The sequence below is a fragment of the Pseudomonas sp. CIP-10 genome (assembly GCF_020911845.1).
Lineage (GTDB): Bacteria > Pseudomonadota > Gammaproteobacteria > Pseudomonadales > Pseudomonadaceae > Aquipseudomonas > Aquipseudomonas alloputida.
In genome coordinates, this window is record NZ_CP087161.1 from 279967 (window position 1) to 294106 (window position 14140).

General features: G+C 59.5%; 11 protein-coding genes and 2 pseudogenes. 8 read left to right on the forward strand and 5 right to left on the reverse strand.

The genetic code is table 11. The features are described from left to right. Positions 1-66: 66 nt before the first annotated feature. Positions 67-765 carry a glutathione S-transferase family protein gene (locus tag LMH93_RS28485; protein WP_021703072.1) on the forward strand — a complete coding sequence of 233 codons (699 nt, stop codon included), beginning with the start codon at positions 67-69 and terminating at the stop codon, positions 763-765. 65 nt (positions 766-830) lie between these two features. After that, the gene (locus LMH93_RS28490) at positions 831-1505 is read left to right on the forward strand and encodes a haloacid dehalogenase type II (protein ID WP_021703071.1); all 675 of its coding nucleotides are present in this window, start codon (positions 831-833) and stop codon (positions 1503-1505) included. 213 nt (positions 1506-1718) lie between these two features. Here LMH93_RS28490 and LMH93_RS28495 read toward each other — a convergent pair whose 3' ends face one another. Then, on the reverse strand, positions 1719-1955 hold the full coding sequence (locus LMH93_RS28495) for a DUF2798 domain-containing protein (RefSeq protein WP_021703070.1): 237 nt from the start codon (positions 1953-1955) through the stop codon (positions 1719-1721). Positions 1956-2315: 360 nt separating this feature from the next. Here LMH93_RS28495 and LMH93_RS28500 point away from each other — a divergent pair, with 360 nt between their 5' ends. Then, entirely contained in the window at positions 2316-3062 is a 747-nt protein-coding gene (locus LMH93_RS28500; RefSeq protein WP_060495442.1) for an SDR family NAD(P)-dependent oxidoreductase, read from the forward strand. A gap of 413 nt (positions 3063-3475) precedes the next feature. Here the strand turns inward: LMH93_RS28500 and LMH93_RS30030 are convergent, their stop codons facing one another. Beyond that, complete coding sequence (locus LMH93_RS30030; RefSeq protein ID WP_082469383.1) at positions 3476-4351, reverse strand: methyl-accepting chemotaxis protein; 876 nt, start codon at positions 4349-4351, stop codon at positions 3476-3478. Positions 4352-4399: 48 nt separating this feature from the next. Continuing rightward, a pseudogene (locus tag LMH93_RS30035) lies at positions 4400-5053 on the reverse strand (PAS domain-containing protein); the annotation flags it as partial. A 264-nt stretch (positions 5054-5317) separates the two neighbouring features. On the opposite strand from LMH93_RS30035, the gene LMH93_RS28510 reads away from it, so the two are divergent. The 3 genes from LMH93_RS28510 to LMH93_RS28520 all read left to right on the forward strand — a co-directional run bounded on the left by LMH93_RS28510 (position 5318) and on the right by LMH93_RS28520 (position 9553). Next, positions 5318-5878, forward strand: a complete 561-nt coding sequence (locus tag LMH93_RS28510; RefSeq protein ID WP_003124096.1) for a recombinase family protein — start codon at positions 5318-5320, stop codon at positions 5876-5878. A 2-nt stretch (positions 5879-5880) separates the two neighbouring features. Further along, on the forward strand, positions 5881-8847 hold the full coding sequence (locus tag LMH93_RS28515; RefSeq protein WP_001138070.1) for a Tn3 family transposase: 2967 nt from the start codon (positions 5881-5883) through the stop codon (positions 8845-8847). Between the two features lie 187 nt (positions 8848-9034). After that, complete coding sequence (locus LMH93_RS28520) at positions 9035-9553, forward strand: YkgB family protein (RefSeq protein WP_003464991.1); 519 nt, start codon at positions 9035-9037, stop codon at positions 9551-9553. Positions 9554-9582: 29 nt separating this feature from the next. Here LMH93_RS28520 and LMH93_RS28525 read toward each other — a convergent pair whose 3' ends face one another. Continuing rightward, positions 9583-10428: an AraC family transcriptional regulator gene (locus LMH93_RS28525; RefSeq protein ID WP_003464995.1), complete on the reverse strand. Its 846-nt coding sequence runs from the start codon at positions 10426-10428 to the stop codon at positions 9583-9585. Between the two features lie 156 nt (positions 10429-10584). On the opposite strand from LMH93_RS28525, the gene istA reads away from it, so the two are divergent. Beyond that, positions 10585-12084 (forward strand): IS21-like element ISPst3 family transposase, encoded by a 1500-nt coding sequence (istA, locus tag LMH93_RS28530; RefSeq protein WP_024012635.1) that lies wholly within the window; start codon positions 10585-10587, stop codon positions 12082-12084. Further along, positions 12077-12880, forward strand: coding sequence for an IS21-like element ISPst3 family helper ATPase IstB (gene istB / locus LMH93_RS28535; RefSeq protein WP_010454871.1), 804 nt, complete (start codon positions 12077-12079; stop codon positions 12878-12880). The genes istA and istB overlap by 8 nt, the downstream gene beginning before the upstream one ends. A 194-nt stretch (positions 12881-13074) precedes the next feature. Here the strand turns inward: istB and LMH93_RS28540 are convergent. Beyond that, positions 13075-13611, reverse strand: a pseudogene (locus tag LMH93_RS28540) (DMT family transporter); the annotation flags it as partial. Positions 13612-14140: the final 529 nt, after the last annotated feature.

Consider the following 14140-nt stretch of genomic DNA (forward strand, 5'->3'; position numbering starts at 1 on the left):
CCTTTTTCTGTAGACGGCCCTATTCTAGATCGAACGATCTAAAACACAAGACAGGACCCCACCCGCATGATTCATTTCTACTACCACCCCACGCCCAACCCGGCCAAGGTCGCCCTGTTTCTGGAAGAAACCGGGCTGCCCTACCAGCTGGTTCCTCTCGATACCGGCAAGGGCGAACAGCACACCGCGCAGTTCCGGGCCATCAACCCCAATGGCAAGGTCCCGGCCATCGTCGACAGCGAAGGCCCCGGTGGCCGCGAGGCACGGGTGTTCGATTCGACCGCCATCCTGCTCTACCTCGGCGAAAAGACCGGGCAGCTCATGGGCGCGCCGACCGACAAACCCGAACTGCTGTCGTGGCTGATGTTCATCGCCACGGGTATCGGGCCGTTCTCCGGCCAGGCCGTGCACTTCCAGTATGCCGCGCCGGAGAGCATCCCCTATGCAATCAACCGTTACCGGCGCGAAGCCGAACGGCACTACCAGGTGCTGGATGAGCACCTCGCCGGGCGCGACTACATCGTGGGCGACAGCTACACCCTGGCGGACATCTCAGCCTGGGGCTGGATCGACCGTGCCTCGCGCGTGCTCAAGGGCGAAAGCGACCCGCTGGCCGCCTACCCCAACATCCAGCGCTGGTTCCAGGCCATCGATGCGCGCCCGGCGGCGGCCCGTGCCCGTGAAGTGGGCAAGGACCACGCCTTCAAGAAAGACCTCGACGAGCAGATGCGCCGCGCGCTGTTCCCCTCCAACTACCCGGCGTAAGCCTCACCGGGTCAGCGTGCCCAGCGCACGCTGACCCCCGGACACGATCCCCAGAGAGGTGTGGCATGCAACCCATTGAAGGCATCGTTTTTGATCTCTACGGCACGTTGTACGACGTGCACTCCGTCGTCCAGGCCTGCGAAAGCGCCTACCCGGGCCAGGGTGAGGCCATCTCCCGCCTGTGGCGACAGAAGCAGCTCGAATACACCTGGCTGAGCAGCCTCATGGGCCGCTATGCCAGCTTCGAGCAACGAACCGAAGAAGCCCTGCGCTACACCTGCAAGCACCTGGGGCTCGCCACGGATGAAACCACTCTGCGGCAGCTCGGCCAGGCCTACCTGCACCTGGCTCCCCACCCGGACACGACCGCGGCCTTGCGGCGGCTGAAAGCAAGCGGCCTGCCCATGGCCATCGCCTCCAACGGCTCGCACCACTCCATCGAGCAGGTCGTCAGCCACTCGGACATGGGCTGGGCATTCGACCACCTGATCAGTGTCGAAACGGTCAAGGTGTTCAAGCCGGACAACCGCGTCTACAGCCTGGCCGAACAAACCATGGCCATCCCCAGGGACAGGCTGCTGTTCGTCTCGTCCAACAGTTGGGATGCGACCGGCGCCCGGCACTTCGGCTTTCCGGTGTGCTGGGTCAATCGTCAGGGGGCCGTGTTCGATGAATTGGGCGCCACCCCGACCCGTGAAGTACGTGACCTGGGCGAGATGAGCGACTGGCTGCTCGATTGAAGCTGTCCGCGCGAACGGCGCCCATGGATGATGGCCGGGGCGCCGTTCGGGCCAGGGCTGCTAGTGAACAAGGCGAATGCCGTCGATGCGTACCTGTTCCCCAGGCGAGAAGGCTTGCCCCGGCGTACGGAAACGCTCGCGAGTGCCGTCATCGTTTTTCACCCTGTAGGCGTTTTCACTCAGGCCCGCCGATGCCATCGCTGCGCGGTGGGCTCAGAGGTTGTCGCTGTCGGTCAGGTAATTGACCAGGCGCCGAAGCCAGGGCGCGATCAACAGCACCACCGGAATCATCATCAGCCAGGACAACACCCAGGCCTTCGACCAGTGCCCCATGAACCGTTCCACGGGAAACAGCGGACGGCTGGCAATTGCCGAGGCAATCGCACAGGTAATGGCCGACTGCAACAACGCAAAAAGATGGTGCCCGTGGCGTTTCGATAGCTTGATCACTGTACATGCCCCCTGGTTACGGGAAGCGCGCCATGCGCCTCCGCCTCGATGCCCTCAACGCGTGAACGCCACAAAGGCGCCTGGCATGGCTGTTATCCTGCCGCGAATGCGCACAGTGGTTTTATCCGTCCGTGCAGAACATTTTACCGATTGTCCCCACTGCGCATTCTATGCGGAACGAGCCTGGAGGCAATGCGCTCGCCTGGCCGGGTCATCGCGACCACCGATGAGTCACCGCGACCACAAAAACTCCAGGTCATAACGACAACAAAAATCACAACCTACTGTTTTTAAACAACTTATATACTGGCATGGTTTGTGTTCAGCACAGTGCTCACCCACTGAATGCAAGGACAAACCATGCAGCACAACGAATTCGACAATCGCCTGGCTGTGGTCACCGGTGCCAGCTCGGGCATCGGTTACGCGTTGACGACCGGCCTGCTCCAGGCCGGGGCCAGGGTGTTGGCCATGAGCCGTCACCAGGGTGAGCTGGGGGCTTTGCAGGAACACTACGGAGAACGACTGACCTGGCTTGAAGGCGACATCAGCCGCGCCGACGACCTCGCCAGGCTGGCCCGGTATGCGCACACCCTGGGCCCGATACACTACCTGGCCCCCAATGCCGGGATCGCCCAGTTGGCCGATGGCCTGGATGCCGCAGCCTTCGAGCGGCAATGGGCCGTCAATGGCGCGGGCGCGCTCAATACCCTGGCCAGCCTGAAAGCCCACCTGGCCCGCCCAGCCTCGGTCGTGTTCACCGGCACCTTTCTCTCGCAGGCAACCTTTCCCGGCCTCGCCGCCTACATTGCCTCCAAGGCGGCCCTGAAAGCCTTTGCGCGCAACCTGGCCGTCGAGCTGGCAGCCGACGACATCCGGGTCAACATGGTATCGCCAGGGCCCACGGCAACACCGATCTGGGGCACCCTGCAACTCAGCGACGACGCGCTGGCGGCGGTGGCCAAGACAGTGAAACAGCGTTTGTTGAATGGGGCATTTCTCGAACCCGCCATGATCGCCGACGCCATGCTGCACCTGCTGTCGCTGGGCGCACGGGGCATCCACGGGCAGGACCTGATCGTCGACAACGGCTACACCCTGCGCTGACCATGGCATGCGCCGGCAGGGCATATGCCCTGCGGTGCATGTTCATCGCAGCAAGGCCGCCATCAGGCGGCCGTCAGGCGCACTCAGGCAAACTGGCTGAACGACATATTGTCGTCCACATTATTGCCGGTACTGGCTGTGGTCGGACCACCCACCAGTTGGCCGCCCCAGGGATTGCTCTTCGGTTCGCCCTCATTGATGGCGACCTGCGAACGCTCCTTGATGGGGGAACCGCAGAATTCGGAAAAAATCGTACGCTAAGCTAACGGTGTTCTCGTGACAGCTCTTTGACTAGGCTTTCTAAGGCCATTCTGATAGCCCTGACTTCCTGAAAAGCCATGGCTAAAATTTGTGCGGCTAAAAGGGATAACCGATGGTAAAGTAAGTTATCCCTGTCGAGATACTGAAAAGCGTTATCCTCGTTTTTCCCAAAACTGTTTTGCCAGTTCGCTCAGAGCGCTAGTTAACTGAGCGACAGATTTCGCACTTTGCAAATTATTCTGCCCGGTCTGTACATTGGTATCAGCAGCATCGCGTATATTGTTAATACTGCGGTTGATGTCTTCACTTACTGCTCCCTGCTGCTCGACCGCAGTCGCTATTTGCGCGTTCATGTCGGTAATTTCGTTAACACGTTGGCCAATTCCATCAAGAGCTGTAGCTGCTTCCTCTGCGTGAGCTACACTCGTGTGCGCTTGCCGACTACTTTGCTCCATGACTGTAACAGCGGATTGCGCTCGCTCTTGTAGAGCGCTGATCATGCTTTGAATATCCGTTGTCGATTGCTGGGTGCGAGCAGCAAGACTGCGAACCTCATCGGCGACAACAGCAAAACCACGCCCCTGCTCACCAGCACGCGCGGCCTCAATTGCTGCGTTGAGTGCCAACAAATTCGTTTGCTCGGCGATCCCTCGTATAACGTCAAGAACTTTTGATATCTCGTTACTTTGACCTTCAAGCTCATGAATAACCTGAGCGGCTTGCCTAATTTCACCTTCAAGGGCAATGATTGACTGGCTTGTGTGGGCTACCAGACGCTGGCCAGATGCCGTCTCAGTGTCTGCTCTTCCGGCCGCATCTGCAGCATGCTGTGCATTGCTCGCAACCTCTTGAATGCTTGCCGCCATTTGGTTTACTGCCGTTGCTATTTGATCTGTCTCTGCCTGCTGCTCAACTGTAAGTACATTGCTTGACTCAATATCCTTTAGTAGGCTTTGGGTGTGTTCGCTAAGCCGATTTGATGCATCACCTATGCGACCTACTACGCTGCCTGTTTCAGCTTGCATCATTCGTAAAGCAAACTCTATTTGGCCAAACTCATCGGTGCGCCCAGTGTAGAGGGATTGACTTAATGGGTTATTGGAAATATTCCTGGCTCTTTCAACCAGTCTTCCAAGAGGAGAGAGAATAGCCAAAACACTAACAGAGCTTAAGCTTCCTGACATTAAAGTAGCTAACAATAAGCTGCTTATTGATGTATCAGTAAGCATGCCGGCAGCCATTGCGCTTGATATAATACTACCCCATATGAGCAAGAGTATTTTCACGGAAAAGCTAGCAGCCCATTTCGGCCTCGCGGCCTTCCCGCTTCTCAATTGAGCATATAATTTTTCCGCAGCCAAAACCTGCTCAGGTTCAGGCTTGGTCCTTACAGACTGGTATTCAACAATCGAACCATTCTTAGCTATTGGCGTTACATAAGCACTTACCCAATAGTGGTCGCCATTTTTACAGCGATTTTTTATTAGCCCCATCCATGAGCGGCCAGATTTTAATGTACTCCACATATGCTCAAATGCAGCAGGCGGCATATCTGGGTGTCTTACGATGTTGTGAGGCTGGCCTAATAGTTCTTCCTCAGTGAAACCACTGATTTTAATGAAGTCAGGATTAATGTACGTGATATGGCTTTGAGGGGAGGTAGTCGAAAGAATATTGGTATCTTTTGGGAGTTCTAAGTTTCGACCCGTCACTGGTAAATTCTGGCGCATAAGAGCCTCAAGGGTTGGCTGTTTTATTTTATTGTATTCGGCATTAAGCCCAATTTCTTTAGCGTTACGATAAAGCTAGCATGGAAACGATAGGTGCAAGCAAGTTAAGGGTTGCATCGCGCATGTCAATCTAGGCTATACCCTAACTTGGCGTCAGACCATCCGGCGCTAAATCGTCAGAATAGAGTTGCCTTCCGAATTGATTGACATACGCCGTCAAGGGTCATAGATTTCTTCCTGACACATTTCCCTCAGGAGGATACCTTGCACGGTCAGCGCATCGGTTACGTCCGCGTCAGCAGCTTCGACCAGAACCCAGAACGGCAGCTCGAACAGATCCAGGTGGATAAAGTGTTCACCGACAAGGCGTCGGGCAAGGACACACGGCGGCCCGAACTGGAACGGCTGCTCGCCTTCGTGCGCGAAGGCGACACGGTCGTGGTGCACAGCATGGATCGTCTGGCGCGCAACCTCGACGACCTGCGCCGCCTGGTGCAGGGCCTCACCCAGCGCGGCGTACGCATCGAGTTCCTTAAGGAGCATTTGACCTTCACCGGCGAGGACTCGCCGATGGCGAACCTGATGCTGTCGGTAATGGGCGCGTTCGCCGAGTTCGAACGCGCCTTGATCCGCGAGCGGCAGCGCGAGGGCATCGCGCTCGCCAAGCAGCGCGGGGCCTACCGTGGCAGGAAGAAATCCCTGTCGTCTGAGCGTATTGCCGAACTGCGCCAACGTGTCGAGGCTGGCGAGCAAAAGACCAAGCTGGCTCGTGAATTCGGAATCAGTCGCGAAACCCTGTATCAATACTTGAGAACGGATCAGTAAATATGCCACGTCGTTCAATCCTGTCCGCCGCCGAGCGCGAAAGCCTGCTGGCGTTGCCGGACACCAAGGATGAGTTGATCCGTCACTACACGTTCAGCGAAACCGACCTCTCCATCATCCGGCAGCGGCGCGGCCCGGCCAACCGGCTGGGCTTCGCCGTGCAGCTCTGTTACCTGCGCTTTCCTGGTGTCATCCTGGGCGTCGATGAGCCGCCGTTTCCGCCCTTGTTGAAACTGGTCGCCGACCAGCTCAAGGTCAGCGTCGAAAGCTGGGACGAATACGGGCAGCGGGAGCAGACCCGGCGCGAGCACCTGGTCGAACTGCAAACGGTGTTCGGCTTCCAGCCCTTTACCATGGGCCACTACCGGCAGGCCGTCCAGTTGCTGACCGAGATGGCCTTGCAGACCGACAAGGGCATCGTGCTGGCCAGCACCTTGATCGAGCACCTGCGGCAGCAGTCGGTCATTCTGCCTGCCCTCAACGCCGTCGAGCGGGCGAGCGCCGAAGCAATCACCCGCGCCAACCGGCGCATCTACGATGCCTTGGCCGAACCGCTGTCGGACGCGCATCGCCGCCGCCTCGACGATCTGCTCAAGCGTCGGGACAACGGCAAAACGACCTGGCTGGCCTGGCTGCGCCAATCGCCCGTCAAACCGAATTCGCGGCACATGCTGGAACACATCGAACGCCTCAAAGCGTGGCAGGCGCTCGACCTGCCTTCTGGCATCGAGCGGTCGGTGCACCAGAACCGCCTGCTCAAGATCGCCCGTGAGGGTGGCCAGATGACGCCCGCCGACCTGGCCAAGTTCGAGGCGCAGCGACGCTATGCCACCCTGGTGGCGCTTGCCATCGAGGGCATGGCCACCGTCACCGACGAAATCATCGACCTGCACGACCGCATCCTGGGCAAGCTGTTCAACGCCGCCAAGAACAAGCATCAGCAGCAATTCCAGGCGTCCGGCAAGGCGATCAACGCCAAGGTGCGGTTGTTCGGCCGCATCGGCCAGGCGCTGATCGAGGCCAAGCAGGCGGGCCGCGATCCGTTCGCCGCCATCGAGGCCGTCATGTCCTGGGATGCCTTCGCCGAGAGCGTCACCGAAGCGCAGAAGCTTGCGCAGCCCGAGGACTTCGATTTCCTGCACCGCATCGGCGAAAGCTACGCCACGCTGCGCCGCTACGCGCCGGAATTCCTTGCCGTGCTCAAGCTGCGGGCCGCTCCCGCCGCGAAGGACGTGCTCGACGCCATCGAGGTGCTGCGCGGCATGAACAGCGACAACGCCCGCAAGGTGCCCGCCGACGCGCCGACCGAGTTCATCAAGCCGCGCTGGCAGAAGCTGGTCATGACCGACACCGGCATCGACCGGCGCTACTACGAACTATGCGCGCTGTCGGAGATGAAGAACGCGTTGCGTTCCGGCGACATCTGGGTGCAGGGGTCGCGCCAGTTCAAGGACTTCGAGGACTACCTGGTGCCGCCCGCGAAATTCGCCAGCCTCAAGCAGGCCAGCGAATTGCCGCTGGCCGTGGCCACCGACTGCAACCGGTACCTGAACGACCGGCTGACGCTGCTGGAAACACAGCTTGCCACCGTCAACCGTATGGCGACGGCCAACGAGCTGCCGGACGCCATCATCACCGAGTCAGGCTTGAAGATCACGCCGCTCGACGCGGCGGTACCCGACACCGCCCAAGCGCTGATCGACCAGACGGCAATGATCCTGCCGCACGTCAAGATCACCGAACTGCTGCTGGAGGTGGACGAATGGACGGGCTTCACTCGGCATTTCGCGCATCTGAAATCGGGCGACCCGGCCAAAGACAAGAACCTGTTGCTGACCACGATCCTCGCCGACGCGATCAACCTGGGCCTGACCAAGATGGCGGAGTCTTGCCCCGGCACGACCTACGCCAAGCTGGCTTGGCTGCAAGCCTGGCACATCCGCGACGAAACCTACGGGGCGGCGCTGGCCGATCTGGTCAACGCACAGTTCCGCCATCCCTTCGCCGAGCACTGGGGCGACGGCACCACCTCATCGTCGGACGGCCAGAACTTCCGCACCGGCAGCAAGGCCGAGAGCACCGGCCACATCAACCCGAAATACGGGAGCAGCCCAGGGCGGACGTTCTACACCCACATTTCTGACCAGTACGCGCCATTTCACACCAAGGTCGTGAACGTCGGCGTGCGCGATTCGACCTACGTGCTCGACGGCCTGCTGTACCACGAGTCCGACTTGCGGATCGAGGAGCATTACACCGACACGGCGGGCTTCACCGATCACGTCTTCGCCCTGATGCACCTCCTGGGCTTCCGCTTCGCGCCGCGCATCCGCGACCTGGGCGACACCAAGCTCTACATCCCGAAGGGCGACGCCGCCTATGACGCGCTGAAACCCATGATCGGCGGCACGCTCAACATCAAGCACGTCCGCGCCCATTGGGACGAAATCCTGCGGCTGGCCACCTCGATCAAGCAGGGCACGGTGACGGCCTCCCTGATGCTCCGAAAGCTCGGCAGCTACCCACGCCAGAACGGCCTGGCCGTGGCGCTCCGCGAGCTGGGCCGCATCGAGCGCACGCTGTTCATCCTGGACTGGCTGCAAAGCGTGGAACTGCGCCGCCGCGTGCATGCCGGCCTGAACAAGGGCGAGGCGCGCAATGCGCTGGCCAGGGCAGTGTTTTTCAACCGCCTGGGTGAAATCCGCGACCGCAGTTTCGAGCAGCAGCGCTACCGGGCTAGCGGCCTCAATCTGGTAACGGCTGCCGTGGTGTTGTGGAACACGGTCTATCTGGAACGGGCTGCGCACGCGCTGCGTGGCAACGGCCATGCCGTTGATGACGCGCTGTTGCAGTACCTGTCGCCGCTCGGTTGGGAGCACATCAACCTCACCGGCGATTACCTCTGGCGCAGCAGCGCCAAGATCGGCGCGGGCAAGTTCAGGCCGCTACGACCGCTGCAACCGGCTTAGCGTGCTTTATTTTCCGTTTTCTGAGGCGACCCCCTTCATCGCGAATTGCACCGCCCAAGACGATCTGCACTGAAATCAATACTTTCTGATGCCTCTTGATTAGAGATGCCAGCCATAATAATCTCATCGCCAACGCATACGGCGTTCGGCAGCCAACACACTCTCACTCACTACTGGAAGCTCAGACATGAAAACCATAGGCATTGAAAACTCGAAGTCCAGCGTACAGGCCCACTTAACGCTTGGAACCAAAACTATGGGGCTAGGTATCTATGGCGCGTACTTGGCTCTCGCTATTATTTACTTCTGGTTCGGCGGCATGAAATTTACCCACTACGAGGCCGAGGGCCTGGTTCCACTGGTGAGCAACAGCCCGCTTTTGGGATGGGTGTATAGCATTTTTTCGGTCGACATGTTCTCCAGCCTGCTCGGCATACTAGAGATTTCGATCGGCACTCTGATCGCAGGCCGCATGCTGTCGCCCAAACTATCCGTGGTAGGAGGCGCTCTGTCTGCAGGCCTGTTCTTCACAACCCTTAGCTTTATGTTTTCCACTCCGGGCGTCATTGAGCCTAGTTTAGGGTTTCCGGCGATTTCCGTTGCGCCAGGTCAGTTTCTGCTTAAAGACTTAGGGTTGCTTGCTGTTTCGATATTTGTGGCAGGCCATTCGCTGGTTGAACTGGAAAAACGTAAAATTAATGCATAATTTTTTCAATGGCTTAAGGCAGTAATGCCTTAGGCCTTTTTGCCATCATTTTCCCCCGCCAGATCTTTCAACCAGTCACGAGGGCTCAACCCCGTCTTGCGTCTAAATGCGCGAGACAGCGCCGAAGGACTTTCGTAGCCGACTTGAGCTGCAATCAGCGTAATCGAGCGCCCTTCTCGCATCAGCTTCTGAGCCAGGCTAACTCGCCAACTCAACAAATAATCAGCAGGCGTCTGTCCGATGACACTCTTGAAATGCACGGCATACGCAGCGCGTGACATATTTGACTCACTGGCCAGCTCTGCTATTGACCAGGCATGTTCCGGGGAGTTGTGCATCTGTAAAAGCGATCGGGCAAGCCGCATGTCGGCCAGTCCAGCCATCATTCCGGTGCGCAACTGGTGATGATCGAGCAGGTAACGGAGCAACAGAATGATTAGGAGCTCAAATAAGCGCTCAAGCGCGGCTTCCCTTCCACAATGCACATTTGCCGCCTCGGCAAACATCCACTCCAACGTGTCTGCCAGCATGGGCAGATCATCGAGTGCGAGCACCAAACAGTCCGGTAATGAAGCCGACAAAGGATTATCAATTCCGCCCTCAAACTCCATGGAAGCACACAACAACTTTGCGCCATCGGACTCACCCGCAAACAATTGATGCTTGGCGGGGCGTGGCATAAAAATCAAGCTAGGGCGAGTGAGCTGCAAATCCTTGCGATCGGGACCAAGCAACGTCACGCTGCCGGCCTGAAGCAGATGGATATAACCTCGCCGCTCGGCGCCATCGTAAGATGCAGAGCCGCATAGGTCGCCGTCATAGAACAGATTGGCCCGCACGCCGAACCGCGAGAGCAAATTAGACAAACGATCCATTGGCCGATCCTTGACGAGTCAGAACGCACAGACCATACCATTGTTGCCGCTGACCGAAAACTGACCCAGTAGAGGCTGTTCTGCCGACTGAAAACTGACCCAGGTGTTCAACTGCTTCTGCTCAATTTTTGAGCAGGAGAACACAGGGTGATCAGTATGGAAATGATGGGCAAAATTCGCCGGATGTATTTCCGCGACAAGCTGTCGCTGCATGAGATAGCCAAGCGCACCGGGTTGGCGCGCAACACGATTCGCAAGTGGGTCAGAGCACCTGAGGCCAAGCCGCCGGTCTACCAACGCCGCGCGATCTTCAACAAACTCAGCCCTTTTCACGCCACGCTGGAGCAGGCGCTAAAAGCCGATTCGCTGCGGCCCAAGCAACAGCGGCGCAGTGCCAAGGCGCTGTTGGCGCAAATCAAAGCCGAAGGTTATGACGGTGGCTACAGCCAGCTCACCGCGTTTATCCGTGCCTGGCGAGGGGGACAGGGCAAGGCGTCGCAGGCCTTTGTGCCGCTGACCTTTGCTCTTGGCGAGGCGTTTCAGTTTGACTGGAGCGAGGAAGGCTTGCTGGTCGGCGGCATTTACCGGCGTATGCAGGTGGCACATCTGAAGCTGTGTGCCAGCCGTGCGTTCTGGCTTGTGGCGTATCCGAGCCAGGGCCATGAGATGTTATTTGACGCCCATACACGCTCGTTCGGCTCCTTGGGCGGCGTGCCGCGCCGGGGCATCTACGACAACATGAAGACCGCCGTCGACAAGGTCAATAAGGGCAAAGGCCGGGCGGTGAATGCGCGCTTTGCGGTGATGTGCGCGCATTACCTGTTCGATCCGGACTTCTGCAACGTCGCCGCTGGTTGGGAAAAGGGCATCGTTGAAAAGAACGTGCAAGACAGCCGCAGGCGTATCTGGCTAGACGCCCAGGACTGTCAGTTTCACTCCTTCGAGGAACTCAATGCCTGGCTGGGCCAGCGCTGCCGCGCGCTTTGGAACGAGCTGACGCACCCTCAATACAGCGGGCTGAGTGTGGCCGAAGTGCTGGAGTTGGAGCGCGCTGAACTGATGCCTGTGCCAGCGCCATTCGACGGTTACGTCGAGCGGCCTGCGCGGGTCTCCAGCACCTGCCTGGTCAGCGTCGGGCGCAACCGCTACTCGGTGCCGTGTGAGTATGCGGGTAAGTGGGTCAGCAGCCGTTTGTATCCGACGCGAATCGAGGTGGTGGCTGACGACGCGCTGATCGCCAGCCATGTCCGCTTGCTGGATCGCGACCAGGTCAGCTATGACTGGCAGCACTACCTCCCGCTGATCGAACGCAAGCCCGGTGCGCTGCGCAACGGCGCGCCCTTTGCTGATCTGCCGGCGCCGCTGCGTCAGCTTAAGCACGGTCTGGGGCGTCATGCCGGCGGTGACCGGATCATGGCGCAAGTTCTGGCTGCCGTACCGGTCGCCGGGCTCGATGCGGTGCTGGTGGCTGTTGAGCTGGTACTGGAAAGCGGCAGCCTGAGCGCCGAACACATCCTCAATGTCGTGGCGCGCCTGGCCGCGACCGAACCACCACCCAGCGTCGAAACCCACTTGTCGCTCAAGGAAGCCCCCGTCGCTAACACGGCGCGCTACGACCGCCTGCGTGGCCAGACCGAGGAGATCGGTCATGCGTGATTTGATGGCGGAACTCAAGGAGCTGCGCCTGCACGGCATGGCCACGGCCTGGGCGGAGTTGACTGCGCAGGGTGAGTCGAACACAGCCTCGTCCAAGTGGCTGCTCGAACACCTGCTGGAACAAGAGCACACAGATCGCGCCATGCGCTCGGTGAGCCACCAGATGAACATGGCCAAGCTGCCGATGCACCGCGACCTGGCCGGCTTCGACTTCAGCGCCTCCAGCGCAGACGCTCGTTTGATCAGCGAACTGGCCAGTCTGGCCTTTACCGACACCGCGCAGAACGTGGTGCTGATCGGTGGGCCTGGCACCGGTAAAACCCACCTGGCCACTGCGCTGGCCGTGTCCGGCATCACCCGGCACGGCAAGCGCGTGCGCTTCTACTCCACGGTCGATCTGGTCAATCTGCTGGAGCGCGAAAAGCACGACGGCAAAGCCGGGCGGATCGCCCAAGCTCTGCTGCGCATGGATCTGGTCATCCTCGACGAACTGGGTTATCTGCCCTTCAGCCAGGCTGGCGGTGCGTTGCTGTTTCACCTGCTGTCCAAGCTGTACGAACACACCAGCGTGGTGATCACCACCAACCTGAGCTTCGCCGAATGGTCGAGCGTGTTCGGCGACGCCAAGATGACCACCGCCCTGCTGGATCGGCTGACCCACCACTGCCACATCGTCGAAACCGGTAACGAGTCCTATCGACTGCAACACAGTAGCTTGGCGGCCCAGGCCAAGATCAAATCACGGGAGCGAAAGCGTAAGGGCGGCCAAGAACCGGAGGACGATGAGCCGTTCTGATTTCATGGCGACGACGGCCTGCTACATGGCTGCATGTGGCAGGTCTTAAACAACTGAACTGGGCTAACGAAGGAGTGGGGGCAACAGCAGCTGCGCTGGTAGACTTATCCACAGTTGCTGGTAACAAAATCAGCAATCCGCCCTGGGTCAAATTTCAATCGGCAGGGTGGGTCAATTTTCCATCAGCGCCAACACCATACCGGCCGCGGCACCACCAGCAGCTGGGCCATGTCGGTCGAGGCGCCGTAGTGAACCAGCACCATCAGCGCCGACGCACTGCCCGCCAGACCGGCCAGCCGCATCGAACCGAGGCGCTTCAGCATGACGCCGGTGCCCAGATAGTACAGCGCATAGGTAACGGCACTCGCGAAGACCCAGGCCGCCCCCAGGATGACCTGCCCACCCATGCCCGCGGTGCTGATGTCGTGCAGGAGCGCCACCCCAAGCCCCATGTAGCAGACGCCCATGGCCAGCAGCGTGCGTCGGCTCGGCCGCTCGCGAAAAATCACGACCTGGAAGAGCAGGATCAGCGTCGGATAGGTGAACAGGATCAGGCGCTCCAGTCCGGCGCTGATGTATTCCAGCCCGTAGAAATCGAAGAGGCTGGACAGGTAATAGCCGAACATCCCCAGCAGCAGGATGCGCGCCCCATCCGCCAGCGAGAGCCGCCCTTCCCCCGCCCCGCGGCTCAGCCACAGCAACCAGAGGAACAGCGGCAACGCGAAGCCAAGCGTTCTCAACTAAGCATTCAGGCACCCCCGGGCCCTCGTACGAGGAAGCAGAGGAAGCAGCACAGTCGTTCATTGGGTTCAAAAGCCATAGGTTTCCTGGTTGCTTTGTGTGCGGGCCAGAGCGCACGCAAAACGACGGCCTATGTATCTTTCCTGGCCCGCTGAACAACACCTCCACGATTGCTGCGCCGTGGACGCCCGACGCGTCGCTCGCCGACAAATCGGGAAACCTGCGGCCAGAATTCTTGTGGGCGGCGCTCGACTGCACGGGAGCTTTCACTTCTTTCCCGCTACCCGATGGCGTCGCGATTGTTCTCGGCGAACTGGCCGCCTCCATCTTGGGCGTCGTCAAGCCTGGGGATCGTTGTATTGTCCTCGGCTGGCCTTTGGGGGTGGAGGGCCGCAAGCGTCTAGCTGGTACGGCCATCTACGCACCGAACGACCGCCTCGTTGCCTTGGCCCGGGCTGTTTGGATCGAAGTTCCCTCAAGCACCTGGAGCTGAGGACAAGAGGCATCTGCGTGGAGACG

Coding starts and splice junctions, on each gene's coding strand:
- LMH93_RS28485 (WP_021703072.1), top strand. CDS start 67: ATGATTCATTTCTACTACCACCCCACGCCCAACCCGGCCAAGGTCGCC.
- LMH93_RS28490 (WP_021703071.1), top strand. CDS start 831: ATGCAACCCATTGAAGGCATCGTTTTTGATCTCTACGGCACGTTGTAC.
- LMH93_RS28500 (WP_060495442.1), top strand. CDS start 2,316: ATGCAGCACAACGAATTCGACAATCGCCTGGCTGTGGTCACCGGTGCC.
- LMH93_RS30030 (WP_082469383.1), bottom strand. CDS start 4,351: ATGATGCAAGCTGAAACAGGCAGCGTAGTAGGTCGCATAGGTGATGCA.
- LMH93_RS28515 (WP_001138070.1), top strand. CDS start 5,881: ATGCCACGTCGTTCAATCCTGTCCGCCGCCGAGCGCGAAAGCCTGCTG.
- LMH93_RS28520 (WP_003464991.1), top strand. CDS start 9,035: ATGAAAACCATAGGCATTGAAAACTCGAAGTCCAGCGTACAGGCCCAC.
- LMH93_RS28525 (WP_003464995.1), bottom strand. CDS start 10,428: ATGGATCGTTTGTCTAATTTGCTCTCGCGGTTCGGCGTGCGGGCCAAT.
- istA (WP_024012635.1), top strand. CDS start 10,585: ATGGAAATGATGGGCAAAATTCGCCGGATGTATTTCCGCGACAAGCTG.
- istB (WP_010454871.1), top strand. CDS start 12,077: ATGCGTGATTTGATGGCGGAACTCAAGGAGCTGCGCCTGCACGGCATG.